The following is a 12504-nucleotide window of genomic DNA, read 5'->3' as shown; positions in this document are numbered from 1 at the left end:
GAACCTGATATGCGAGCACCATCCCAGGGCGCTCTTCTCTGCCTCTTCCTTGGAGGGGCCAAACCCCACAAAGGTCTGAACGTGCCCGGCCTCGCCGTCCGCCGTCGATACGAGATTGATTTCCGAGATGTAGAAGGACGAACACTGGGCGGCCTGGGGCTCGGCGCGTGTCCCCTGGATCACCCCGAGAGCGACAATGGTCGTCATGAGGACGGCTCGCTTCATTTTCTCCTCCTACAAAGCGAATCCATTGCGGCTATCCATCTGATCGCGACAACTCTCCTGGCTGTCCGATCGGACAAGCCAACCAACGCCAATCGCCGCTCAGGGACTTGAGATAGATCAAGCTCGGCCCGACGACGGGACGCAGGTTTCGCTAGGGTCTGGTTGCCAAGGTGACAGATAATGAGTGACCGGATCCGCAGTCCTCTTTGCGTTGGCCTTGCCCTCGCGGCCAGCATGATTGGGTCAAAAGCGCCGTTTTGGCTACGGCCCGCGCACTTCCGGTCTGCACCGCTAATCGGACGTACTCGGTGTCGGCAGCCACTTCGCAAAAGGGCCACAACCGGGCCAATGCACCGCAGCGAATTGGAATGCTCGGCAGCAGCAGCGTGGGGTCATTTAAAGAATTCGGGCTGGTGATAAATCGGCTCCCAGCCCGAACTATTCGCAGGCTCCCCACATTACAGTGCCAAGGGGCACACCGTTATCGATCCAGGTTCATTGCCTGGGCCGTTCAGCCCGATGCGGCGCCGACTGATCAATTAAACGACGTGGGTTCGCACGGGGGTCTGGTGTAGGGGTCCGACGCATATGCGCCGACGTCCGGAGCGCGGACGCAGTCGCGCCCATCAAGGGCGCCACGCGGGGCGCTGACATCGGACCTCGCGACGTGCCGATATTCCCGAGCCATCAGGGGCGTGGTCAGTATGGATGCGGCGATCAGCCCAGCCGACAGAACTTTGAATCTGGTCAATTCAGTTTCTCCATTGGATACAGAAGCCAAAACATTTTGGCGTCTGCTTTGGAAATGGGTGGAGCGACCGGTGGCTTAAATTGAAATATTTGTTCATGGTCGTTTACCACTGCGCGAGGTCGGCGGAGGCATCGATCACAAATTCCGGCCCGCGCTCGTCACGCGCCGTTGCGCGTGTACGCGCCATCGGCGACTAAAATTCTATTCACAGTCCGGAGAGAGTTTTTCAACGGCTTGCGAAACGCGGCCGGTTGCCGACATCAGCATCACGCCGATCGACGAAGCGTGATTGCGCCACCCCTGCGCGAGGGGAATGCCAACGCCTAACTGTCATTCATGTCAATGGACAGCACGCGCATCGTGCACGCCAGTAAACAAGAGGATACCATGACCAGCTTCAACTTTTTGGGCGCAGCGCTCGTTTGTTCCGCGCTCCTTGCGACGCCCGCCTCGGCATGGGAACCCGCCGCGGCATTAGCCGCGGACCCGACCTTCTCCATCTATTCGGGCATGCGTGGCGACATCAATTCGGGCATGCATGGCGAGGCATCGGGACTGTCAGTACGGCCACATCGCGGAAATCATACCACCGGCGTCAAGCGCTTTCGATCGCGCTGATCGCCCGGATACCAAACCTGCACCAATCTTGTCCGCTATGCCCGACTGAGCAGACTTTAACGGGAGCCGCCGCCACTTGCGCTCCTTTCAGATCAATCCAATCAGGATGAAAAGAGCGACCTCTGTCAGGAAAGTGGCACTCATAATGGCGACCGTAAGGAACGCGTCGCCCGCTGGTAGAGGGGTCATAGCATGCCTCGCGCGCTGCGACGACTGGAACCGGTTCTGGCTCTCTGCCCGCGCCAACACCCTTGCCCATCGCGCTCCGTTAATAAGCACCACGCCGCACGGCGCGACGCGTATAGCGGTAATCGCGACGGTCGACACGACGCGCCGTCACGCGGGCGCGCCGGTACGTGACGGCCTGCGCTTGATCAACGCTTAACTCCAAGCCGCGCGGTGTCACCTGCGGCGAGACCGGAATGATCGCCAACATCACTGCTGCAAACAGCAGTCCGACAATCGAGGAGACTCTCATTGCACCTACTCCCTATTGTCCACCATGGCCGTGTCACCAACAAAAGCTGTCTGGTCTGTGTGCCTATTTGTCTTCTCGGCCTGAGATCGCCCTATTCCGCCAGGATAGAGCGCGAGAGGCTCCAACTGAGGTCGCCTTAGGGCCTGTTCCGGCAGAGAGAACCAAGCCGCCTAAGAGTGCATCGTCTCTTTCTGCGGCTCCATATCGGAGCTTGCAGCATTGGACACGAAAAGGTCGCGCAGGATGTTCTTTTTTATACACCCCGGTTGATTTTCTTGCGGCCAGCCGCCCGTTGCTGCGCGGCGAAACAACAGCCATCACGAGCAGGCGCGGCTTCCGGTTTGGGTCATTTGCGTCGGTTTAGGCGATGACTGAGGACTTCTGCTCCACCCTCATAAACAGACATCGTGACCGCCCCTGGCAGCGCCCTCACACTGGCCAGCAGCCAACGTTAGTGGCGGGTCGAAAAATGTTAGTCCCAGTCGCAATTACTTCGGTCGCCCGTCATGCCGGACGAAGCAGGCCTCGTCGCAACTCCGTGATTGTGGAAAGTCCAAGGATAGATGCGGCACTATTGGGACCGCCGTTGAACACCGCGTCTCAACGCGCTTATCGCCTCAATTATCTAGCCGCCTTATCGGAGCGAGAAGGCAGTCGGTGATTACTGACCCACCGGAGCTGCAGGCGGTCCGCGGGAGAGACCTTTGTCGGGGTTCGTGCGATTGTCAACGACGACGCGCGTCGGCCGCAAGCCACCACGCCCAACCGTTGAAGTCCAGTTGTGCAATCGTTGATTTACGGAACTTCGCGGCGCGAGAAGTGCGTTTCCAAATTGGCGCGCGGGATCATCTGATCTGCAATCGTGAGCGCCGGACCATGAGCAGCAAGAGTTTCAAAGGTCTCGGGCTGATATTGACGACCAGCCGCGTCAGTTATGTACACGTCCCAACCAGCGTCGTGGAGCGCGAGCGCGCGCTCGACTGCTGAACGAGAACCAATTCTCAATGTCTGTTGGACGTTTCCGTCCTTTGACGAGTGGATCGTGAAGGTCAAGGCCACCTCCTCGCTTCCCTGCAGATGGAGCCCAACACATCGAGCAAACAACAACAAGAAAATTGCATCTCGCAACGCGGTAGCTGATTGAGTAAGCGCAAACACCAACCGGCGCGGTAACGGCGTATCCTCCGTCGGGCGTGGGCGCCTTTTGTGCTAGAGTATGCGCGTGACGCCAGCGCTGGGCGCCGCCAAAAGGAGGGGGTAGGGTCACCCCGCACACCATTGCCCCGAAAGAAAGTCCCAACCGATTTGCGGTCGCTGGCGCGGGGGCACACCCGCGCTATGCGTCAAGGTGCTCGCCGGGATCGTCAGCCAAGAAGGCGTGCCACCGGCCGCGCGCGTGGCGGCGGCAGGTATTCTGTTGGATCGCGGCTGGGGCCGACCGATCCAGCCGCATACTGACGAGGCCGGCGGGCCGCATCGGATCATAATCCGTCAGATCACCGACGCCACCAGCGAGGCCGAGCCGGTAGAGCCTCGCCATCTCCCCTCGCACCCCGGCGAGCGTATCCAGCGCCATTGCATTGCGGGGTGTAACCGGTACAGGAGTCCCATCGACCTTCGATCCCGACCTATGGCCCCGGGGGTCACCCACCCCCTTGGCGATTTCGCGGAGCCTGATCCTAGCGGCGCCCCGGTTCGCCATCAAAATGCCTGATGAGTTCCGCCAGGCGCTGGCCAGCTTCGCCATCCGGTCGCACTGTGCAGCGCTGGTGGTCGGTCAGTGGTCAGTAGCTGCGCACAATGAGCACATCTCCCAAAAACCTCCACTCGGAGCATTGCCGGATCGCGCCAGCTATTGCATTTCGACCTGGCTTTGTACCATATGGAGGTTGGTTCACACGGTACACGAAGCGCCATGTCATCGGAGATTGTTGCTTACTACCGCGTCTCGACGCACAAGCAGGGCCGGTCAGGCCTGGGCCTTGAGGCACAGCGCAGGGCTGTCACACAGTTCGCCACCAGTGAAGGCCTGAAGATCGCCCAGGAGTTCATCGAGGTCGAGACCGGCAAAGGTTCGGACGCTCTGAACAAGCGCCCACAGCTCGCCGCTGCACTTCGTACGGCCAAGCGGCTGAGGACCGAGATCGTTGTTGCCAAACTCGACCGCCTGTCGCGCGACGTCGCCTTCATCGCAGACCTGATGAGCAAGAGGGTGCCATTCATCGTCACCCAACTCGGCAGGAACGTCGATCCGTTCATGCTGCACATCTATGCTGCCATGGCCGAGAAAGAGCGCGAAACCATCGCCCAGCGCACCAGGGATGCTCTCCAGGCTGCAAAAGCACGCGGTGTGCAGCTCGGCGACGCCGGGTTGGGGGCAAAGAACGCGGCCGCTGCAGCAGCTCGTGACGCTGGCCTGGTCGACATCCTGCACGAGATCGGCTGGGAACTACCCTACCGCGAGATCGCGGACGAGCTGAACGAGCGCAAGGTGCCTGCGCCTCGGCGCGGCACTTGGTCGGCAATGTCGGTGATGCGAATGTTGAAGCGGCTCGGCCTGCGCGACCAGGAGTGAATCCTTCGATGCGCCATATTAGGCGCTCAGAGGGAGGTGCTGGTTGGCTTGTCGGATGCCAGACGTCAATCCTGGTCGCGGCACTCGCCAATTTGCCGGATGATGACGCGGATGTCCTTGTCGTCCACGCCTGTGTGCGCTTGCGGCGGCTTACCCCAGCCGCGATCCAGCAGAACGCTGGCGGCCTGCACGCGCGCGGCGGGTGAATATTCTGGCTGGCGCATGATCGCGGCGAGGTGACGAATAGCCTCCGCCGAATATGTCCGGCACAATGACCGTATGTCCGTTGGTATTGCTTTGCGTGCCAATGGTTTACCGGGTGGGTACCCCTCCCGCTGATGCCCAAGTTCATTGGGCTCTAGACCCCAGTATAACTCAGTTCGTCCTAAGCCGCGAATGCTGTACAGCGTCTCGCGCACCGTTTTGAGTAGCCAGCCAGGGGGGCGTAGCTCACTGCGAACGAACGTACGAATGTGTGGACAAACGTTTGTTCGTTCGCAGTGGAATGCGAATTGTGCGAATTTTTCTCACAATAATTCGCGTTCGCACCTTCAGGCTCCAGTCCGCTTCAGCCAGTCAAGCTCGGTTTCCTCGACCAACCAGAGATAGTCCACGCCTTCGATTTCGCGTGAGCAAATCAACAACCGCTCCCGCGCATCCTTCATGGCGCGGTTGAAAGCACTGCGCTTGACGGCATCTCTAGCCCGCTGATCCTCATTATCAGCCGGATAGCTGGCAACGAACTCAGTCCGTACTTGCTCGAGGGTTACAGCGTGGACTTTCGGTCCGTCGTTGCCATAGGGGAAGAGGTCCCGGCAGTACTCGATGACCACAGTTTCCATGGCGCTGCGGAGGATCCGCAAGGTCTTGGTCCAGCTCTCCTTACCGCTGGTGCCCTTGCCGGTGTCGTTGCGCTCCGGCTTCCAATCGATGGCACAGGTGGTTTCGCCGTCGCCGAGATCGACCTCAACCAGGTTGAACGGAAATTCGACACCAGACTTGCCGTTGCGCAATTTTCTGACCTTCATTCTAGTGTTGCTGATGCTACCGCCGACGTCACGATCAGCCAGCATCGCCAGCACTAGGTCGCTGGCGTCTTCCTTGTTGCTGGAACCCTTGGTGCCGACTTCGATATTCTTGCCGAAGTGATCGACGACCAGCACGAACGCGCCGGTCTTCTGGCTAAGACCTCGCAGCCCGTTCATAACCTGCTGGGTTTCGGCGGCGCTGTTGGCATCCTGGAAATCGACTGAGGCCATCATGGTATCAATGATGATGCAAACCAACGGTACCCCGAATTTCTCGAGCATTTGATTGTTAACGGTCCCCGCAATGATAAGCAGCTGTTCAAATCCAGCCTTGGTGTTGAACCGAACCGGCTCCTCGATCCATACCAGCGGCAGATGGTTGACGTCGGCCTCGATCGGGTTGCCCGCAGCTGATGCAACAAACGCTGCGGCGCGAAGCTTGTGCTCGACACCCTTAAGCCGGGTGCGGACTTCGTCGCCACCTTCAGCAGCAACAAACAGCACGCCACCGGGCCGGGCGATCTCGCGGCCGGCGAACGGCATGCCCGATGCAATCGATGCGCTGAGATCGAACGCAGCGAACGTTTTGCAAGCGCCCCATTGACCGGACATCAGGCCGATTCCCTTTCCCGGGATCAGTTTCTCGACCAGCCAGGAATGGGCCGGCCGGGTGTCAGGTTCGCCGTGCCAGAAGAGATCGACGGTCGGCGCCGGATTGCTGGAAGGAGCAGATCCTGTCTCGTCAGTGAGATCCGGGTGGGGCTTCAGTTCTCCGCCGCCCAGGCCGGATGCCAACGTGGCACGCGTGGCAGCTTCGCCATCGTCGGCCACCAGCCGGCACGCGACGGCCGCCGCAAACAACCGGCTTTCAACCTCGTCTCGGTTGATCCAAGCGCGCGCGCACATGGTGCCAAGCCGGAACGCCACGGCATTGAGCTTGTCATTGCGGCCGGAATCCGGAGCCATGGCGGACAGCTCGGCGATGCAGCCTTGCAGCGCAGCCAGTGCATATTTGCGCTGGCGGCTGCCATAGATTGAGTCGAATTCGTCGTTGCTGTCGCCTTTAGCATGTTGCGCAAGGTTGGCTTCGCGTACTTCTTCCGTCCAGCCCTGCTGCGCGCGCATGATATCAGTAGCCTTGGTGACAAATTCCCGCGCTAGAGCTTCGGTGAGTTCCGGCAGATCGGCACGAGCCACATCGCCGGGTTCGCCGCCGTGCCAGGAATAGGGATTGCCGGTGCCTGGATGGGTACCGAGCACAACAATTTGCTGGCCGTTACATAGTACCTCGACGCGGTGCCGCGGCGCCGTCGGTGACATGAAGACCGGCGTCGAAATCTTTCCGAACGGGGTTTCGGTTCGAAACAACGCGGCACGTTTCGGCGCCTGACCAAAGCGCACCATGCCGCGAGTGCCAATCAAGTCCCACAGCATCATCTCGATCGCCTGCGCGACGTCCGGATCATAGACGTCGATATCTACCGCCGGGGTGGTGCGCGTCAAAATCCCGGTGTTCAAGGCCGTCGGATATTGATGAAACCAGCCGTCGATCTCGCCTTCGTCGGCGACAATATTTTGCCAACCGGCGATCGGCGGCTTTTTCCCTTCAGTCGGAAGCGGCAAATAACCAGCCTGTAGCAGGCGCTTGCGCTGCGTCGTGGCGGCGTCCAGAATCTGCCAGCCTGCGAGTTGCATAGAATTCTCGTCAAGAATGGGGGGCCGTGTCAGCACGGCCCCGCCAGATTTTAGAAATTGATCGTGTCATTCAGATCAGAAGTGCTGGTCGGCTTCAGCGGACGCACCCGCACGCCTTCTTTGCCAAGCGTCGTCATTTCAGCGTAGAGCTCGACTTCCATTCCGATCCATTTGGAATGGTCCTTGCCGTAGGCAGCCGCCAGCTTTTGCGCGTTGGTCTTGTTCAACACGAGCGCCTTTTCGACGCCGTCGAAGTAGACGAGGTATTTGCGCTTGGTACTGCCGTCCTTCTCCTTCAACTCGACCAGAGCTACCTTGCCGATCCGGCGGAGCCACGTTTCGCCATGCAGGTCGGGCGCAGAGAAGTATTTGCTCCCGTATAGATCATCGAAGTCAGATACGTTTGACATGTTCAGTTTCCTCTCATGTCGGGTTCAGGGTGCTAACATTGCGGCCGCGCGTGCACCCAAAGCGTGGTCGCATTCGCTTGCGCGAATTCCGGATTGCGGATCGTGATGGGTTCGGGAGGCCAACCGAACTGGCTGATCGTTTCCATCAGAAAATCGGCGATCGTTTTCGGCAGCCATCCGCGATGGCGGTCGCAGGTTGCGCAATGCAGGCTTGCGACATGCGGCCCGGCGGCTTTCCCGACCACGACGACGGCTTGGCCGCATACGCCACACGGAACGTCTTTCGACCGTTCGAGCCGAATGCGTAACCCTGCCAGCAGCGGCGCGTCCATCATCTCGCACCTCGAAGTAAGCGCTTGCCCGTCAATACCGCCAGCGAAGCCTCGGCGGTTTCGGCGGTTCGGGCCACGACCGCATCGCAGTCGCTCAACCTCGACTTCTCGAAGATCGCATCGGTGATTGCTTCAAGCGGCGCGCGCTCGTGGGCTTTGGCGAATGTGGTTTGGGCCTCGGTCATGGCACGGCATTCCAATGCCGCTTGACGATGTGGAAGTAGCCAACCATTCCCGGTGCGCCGCCGCGAATCTCAAAGTCGGTCCCAGCCAGCGCGTCGTTGATCTGGTGAATGTGATTGCGGACGTTGACGGCGCTTGCCCGGCCGTTGAAGCAGATCGCGTTGATGTCCTCGATCGTGATGCCGTTCGAATCGGCGCGTTTGATTACGTCGAAGATGTGCGCCTTGAGCGGCGATAGCCGAACCCCCGCGCGCAGTTCCGGCAGTGGCTGATGACAATGGGAACACAACTTCATCATGCTGCGCCCCCATCAGCGTCGTGGAAGCGTTCGGCGGCCAGGGCCTTGATGTCGGCGTGAACGATCGGAGCGGTATAGGTGGACGACATGACGCGCGTCTCCGTTCGCGCTCCCTGCGGAGCACGTGTTGCTGGGTTGATATTCCTTTCTGATTGCACTGCTGCTCGTGGACGGGATTAGAGCCGGGCTCTATAACCGAGGTCTTCTGACGTCCTCGTTTTCCGTCCTCGTCTTTGGACCGCTGCGCCCCTCCCTCTCCAGAAGGGGGCGCTCGCGGTTTTGGGGACACCTCCTTTCGTTGTGGTGATCGACAGCCGGCAAGGCGGCTGATCGGCGATAACGGGGACTCTCCAAGCACCCATTATCTCCGGCATGGCCCCGCACTCGCGGGTCAGCGCCGACTGGATTTCGCGCTTCTCACGCCGCCTCCGACTTGTTGATCGGCTGGATTAGCGCGCGCGCGTATTTTAGGAACGTGTCTGGAGTGAATAAATCTCGTGGGCCAAACCGTGCGGCCGGCTTGGGGCCGACGCCCTTCATGCAGTCCTTATCGACGCGGCTTTTAGTGAGCGGAATGCCTTCGGCGTTCGCTAGCTCGACCCCCTGCCGGCGCGTCACGAAGCGCTTAGTGGTTTCTCGCATACGCAGTCTCCTTCGCGGACATGAGTTGCAACGATGCGAAGGTAGATCGAAGTGTGTTGTGACAGAATAACTATGGACAAAACCTATCCCTCGCAGGGATAGGTTTCACCCATACAGGGCTTTGCGGACTGGGCGTTCCAAATTGGCGCCAATGCCTCGCTTCTCGAGCAGCGGCGCGAGAGCGGCTTGGCACAAGTCCAAAAATGGCCCGCTGGTTCTTTTGGTGAGGCCATCATAGCTCAGCGTAGGTTCGCGAACAGCGTACCGAGTCCAGATCTCGCGGAGATCGGTGATTGCCTGCTGGATTGCTTCCTGTTTCGGTCTGCCGCCCTTGCTTTTGCCGATGGCTTCTTCAACGTGAGGCACCCAGCGCGCGAGGCTCTCCACGCCGTCGAGCGCGCGACCGACGCGCCCCCTGGCCAAGCCGCTTGGCCACCCGTCAGGGGGCGGCTCCGTGTCCTGATCCCAGGGATCAGATTCAGCGGCAGCGAGGATGAGCTCGCTGGTGTCCGTGTCCAATTTGCTCAAGGCGACGCGAAGCTCGGATAGTGGCCGCGCGACAGCCTCGATCGCGGCCCGTTTCTCCGGGCTACCGGGGCGTCCTTCATAGTGTAGGGAGGCGTTCAGACGTCCGAGGGTGTTCCGCAAGGCAATCCCAAAGCGACGCAGCTTCTCGCCGCGAAGAGAACCTATGATGCCCGCCAATTCGCAAATCTTAACGTCACCATAGAGGGACGAGACATCCAGCAGTTCGATGCCTGCTGGCTGCCATTGGCTGGCCGGCCGCTTCTTCGGCATGGTGCACCTCGCAAGCGCTTCGCACGAGAGACGCGCGGCGACCGGGTGCGAAATCCGGCTTGTCGGCCCGTCGGCCTAGCCGCGCCGAGCGGGGATCTTAGGCAGTAACCGCGAGCCGCGCCAAGACGAGATTTGGCCGCAACGGGTGCCCCCACAGCGAACAGACTGTTCTGACGTGCCACACCGAACGCGCTCGACTTGACTGTCCGGTTCCGGCCGGAGAGCCAAAGTCGATAGGTGGCCTACTGCTCGCGCTTGGCGCGGGCTTTCTCGGGGGACGCTGTGCTGGCGGCTTCGCGCTCGGCACGCCATTTGGCGGCGGCTTCGAACGTGATCAGCGTCCGAGTTCCGATCTTCATCTCGCGCGGGGTAAGGCCCCGGTTTTGCTTTTTCATTTTGTAAAACATGCCCTCGGAAATTCCGTGGGCTTCGCAGAACTCGGGAATCGACAACGCCAGGCGGGGCGTTGGCTCCTTGGGTGCTAGTTCCTTGCCTGCACTCGGCTTTCGACCACAGACTTCCGGACGGGCCATCCTGTTGTCCACTGAACTGCGCTTCATGTGGCCAGATGTTTAAACGGGCAGAGTAAAACTCGATTTAACCAAGCTTTAAGGAATATGAAGCGGCTGCGAGATGGCTCGCCGCGCTCCCCGAGAGCGCGACGACATTCTCTCCGACTGGCGACTCGGGCCGCAACAGTGCGTGGCGCGAGACGTCATCGGAGTGCTCTGTGATATACCTCGAATAATGCTTTTCGATCATCGCGACGCTGGTGTTGTGCAGCGATGCCACCAGCCGGATCGGCACATTGGCCAACAACATCCTGACGATCGACGAATGCCGTAGCGCGTACATCGTCACCTCGGCGGGATCGAGCCCGATGGCTTTGACGACGTTGTCAACCTGCCGGTGGCAATTCTGGCCCGGGCTCTTATCCCACTCCCGGCCGTCGCTCTGCAGCAGCAAGGGCGCATCGTCGGCGCGGCCCTTCGCTGCCGCCTTCAGCTTGGCCGCGAGCTGCACGGTGATCGGCACCGAGTAGCGTTCGATCTTTTTCTGGCTGCGGTTTCTGCCGCCGCCCTTCGCGCTCTTCGGCATCGACAGTTTCGGCCGCACCGGATGGTCGTGCAGATCCTCGACGCGCAGGCGCACGGCTTGGCTCGGCCGCGCGCCGGTCACCGCCAGCGTATCAATCAGCAGACCAAACTCATGATCGATGCCGTACGCGGTCGCGACGAAGCCGCGCACCTGGTCGTCCGAGAGGACGACGTTGCGCACCTCTGTCGCGTCCGGCAGACCGGCGAGCCCGATCTCCCACGCATCGCGGTTCTTGATGCGCTCATCGTGCTCTGCCGCCAGCGTCAGCGCCGCGCACACGCACCGGCAGAGCCGGTTGATGGTTGACGGCACCATCTTGCCCAGCAGGCCGTCGCGCCATGACTTCAGGTCTTTCGACGTCAGTAGCGTCACAGGCTTCGCCAGCAGGGCGCTGGTGAGGTGCAAGCGTGGGTGCTCGGCGTTGTAGGGGTTAGCGCTGCGCGCCTCCAGATCGCGCTTGTAGGCCTTCAGCGCGGCGTCGATGGTGAGCGGCGCGGTGTCGGCGCTGCCGTCCTCGCCGCGCGCGAGCTTCTTGGCTGCGTCTTGCGCCTGATAGAAGGTCAGTACGTTCCTGCCGTCGGCATTTTCGAAGTCGTCGGCGAGCGCAAAGCCTTTGGTCCAGTAAGCGCCGTGGCCGTCGCTGGCCTTCAGCACCCATGTGCCGTTGGTCGCGTTGCGGCGTACATCAGCGAGATGCCGCGCGCTAGCGTCGGGCCGCTGTACGGCCTGCGGCGAATTTTCAATCGCAGTCGTGCGCTGCGACTTTCCAGTGCGCTGAAGCTGACCTTGCGTGCCAAGATGGTTTCCCCGTTCCCGCGAAGTGTCGCGATCGTGTCTGTGAAGCCTCATGGAGGCGCATGACACGTTATGGGGATATTGCGCGGTCTATCAATAGCTTGCGGACTCCACACCGCTCCATAGAACTTCATACGACTCTTTGTTTTTCCCTGCGCAGTGGCTGGAACGGCTTATGTCGTAGCTCTCCCCGGGGAGCGATGCACTATTGCCCCCGTCGCCGTTGCGGATGACTGATGCGCATGCCCGGTCGGGCTGCCACATCACCGCAAGACTTGGCGCACAGACCCCGGGCGCCAGGACGACACGATTTGGCCGTACGCCGATCACATCTGTCGTTGGCGCGAGGTCTTCGCTCACGGTCGCCCGCCCTGCGAAGCTTTTCGTGCCGATGTGACCTGCGTCCACCGCCGCCCGGCCCGCGTTCGTGACGATCGCGATACGCCCTCTTCCTTGGGCCGGGCTGCGGCGACGGATACGCCGTTTCCGAATTTCGATAAAGCGGAATATTTTCGCGAGTACACATTGACCGAGAGTTTGAGTGTTTTGCCCGACGGGCAACGCAAGGTCTTGTAGAC

At 60.6% G+C, this 12504-nt stretch carries 15 protein-coding genes; 2 read left to right on the top strand and 13 right to left on the bottom strand.

Features of this window, described 5'->3' with window-relative positions:
- The coding region (locus CT676_RS37080; protein ID WP_135216626.1) for a hypothetical protein at window positions 1-225 on the bottom strand (225 nt) is incomplete at its 3' end.
- A 1138-nt stretch (window positions 226-1363) separates the two neighbouring features.
- Here CT676_RS37080 and CT676_RS37070 point away from each other — a divergent pair.
- Window positions 1364-1594: a hypothetical protein gene (locus tag CT676_RS37070; protein ID WP_135216624.1), complete on the top strand. Its 231-nt coding sequence runs from the start codon at window positions 1364-1366 to the stop codon at window positions 1592-1594.
- A 268-nt stretch (window positions 1595-1862) separates the two neighbouring features.
- Here CT676_RS37070 and CT676_RS37065 read toward each other — a convergent pair whose 3' ends face one another.
- A complete protein-coding gene (locus CT676_RS37065; RefSeq protein ID WP_135216623.1) occupies window positions 1863-2072 on the bottom strand; it encodes a hypothetical protein in 210 nt (69 codons plus the stop codon).
- Window positions 2073-2867: 795 nt separating this feature from the next.
- A complete protein-coding gene (locus tag CT676_RS37060; RefSeq protein ID WP_135216622.1) occupies window positions 2868-3125 on the bottom strand; it encodes a hypothetical protein in 258 nt (85 codons plus the stop codon).
- 802 nt (window positions 3126-3927) lie between these two features.
- On the opposite strand from CT676_RS37060, the gene CT676_RS37055 reads away from it, so the two are divergent.
- Window positions 3928-4647, top strand: coding sequence for a recombinase family protein (locus CT676_RS37055; RefSeq protein ID WP_343287561.1), 720 nt, complete (start codon window positions 3928-3930; stop codon window positions 4645-4647).
- A gap of 65 nt (window positions 4648-4712) precedes the next feature.
- On the opposite strand, the gene CT676_RS44505 is transcribed toward CT676_RS37055, so the two are convergent.
- From CT676_RS44505 to CT676_RS37010, 10 genes are all read right to left on the bottom strand, one after another.
- Window positions 4713-4871, bottom strand: a complete 159-nt coding sequence (locus tag CT676_RS44505; protein ID WP_167768291.1) for a hypothetical protein — start codon at window positions 4869-4871, stop codon at window positions 4713-4715.
- A gap of 327 nt (window positions 4872-5198) precedes the next feature.
- A complete protein-coding gene (locus CT676_RS37050) occupies window positions 5199-7370 on the bottom strand; it encodes an AAA family ATPase (RefSeq protein WP_135216621.1) in 2172 nt (723 codons plus the stop codon).
- Between the two features lie 50 nt (window positions 7371-7420).
- Window positions 7421-7780: a hypothetical protein gene (locus tag CT676_RS37045; RefSeq protein ID WP_135216620.1), complete on the bottom strand. Its 360-nt coding sequence runs from the start codon at window positions 7778-7780 to the stop codon at window positions 7421-7423.
- Window positions 7781-7812: 32 nt separating this feature from the next.
- Window positions 7813-8115: a hypothetical protein gene (locus tag CT676_RS37040; protein WP_135216619.1), complete on the bottom strand. Its 303-nt coding sequence runs from the start codon at window positions 8113-8115 to the stop codon at window positions 7813-7815.
- Complete coding sequence (locus tag CT676_RS37035; protein ID WP_135216618.1) at window positions 8112-8297, bottom strand: hypothetical protein; 186 nt, start codon at window positions 8295-8297, stop codon at window positions 8112-8114. The genes CT676_RS37040 and CT676_RS37035 overlap by 4 nt, the downstream gene beginning before the upstream one ends.
- On the bottom strand, window positions 8294-8593 hold the full coding sequence (locus tag CT676_RS37030; RefSeq protein ID WP_135216617.1) for a hypothetical protein: 300 nt from the start codon (window positions 8591-8593) through the stop codon (window positions 8294-8296). The genes CT676_RS37035 and CT676_RS37030 overlap by 4 nt, the downstream gene beginning before the upstream one ends.
- A 417-nt stretch (window positions 8594-9010) precedes the next feature.
- On the bottom strand, window positions 9011-9235 hold the full coding sequence (locus CT676_RS37025) for a hypothetical protein (protein ID WP_135216616.1): 225 nt from the start codon (window positions 9233-9235) through the stop codon (window positions 9011-9013).
- Window positions 9236-9340: 105 nt separating this feature from the next.
- Window positions 9341-10033, bottom strand: coding sequence for a hypothetical protein (locus CT676_RS37020; RefSeq protein WP_135216615.1), 693 nt, complete (start codon window positions 10031-10033; stop codon window positions 9341-9343).
- Window positions 10034-10275: 242 nt separating this feature from the next.
- Entirely contained in the window at window positions 10276-10566 is a 291-nt protein-coding gene (locus CT676_RS37015) for a hypothetical protein (protein ID WP_135216614.1), read from the bottom strand.
- 64 nt (window positions 10567-10630) lie between these two features.
- A complete protein-coding gene (locus tag CT676_RS37010) occupies window positions 10631-11785 on the bottom strand; it encodes a tyrosine-type recombinase/integrase (RefSeq protein WP_244623392.1) in 1155 nt (384 codons plus the stop codon).
- Between the last annotated feature and the right edge of the window lie 719 nt (window positions 11786-12504).

It is taken from the genome of Bradyrhizobium sp. MOS001 (genome assembly GCF_004634465.1).
Lineage (GTDB): Bacteria > Pseudomonadota > Alphaproteobacteria > Rhizobiales > Xanthobacteraceae > Bradyrhizobium > Bradyrhizobium barranii.
The sequence above is the reverse complement of the archived record's forward strand: the minus strand, read 5'-3'. Positions and strand labels throughout refer to the sequence as shown.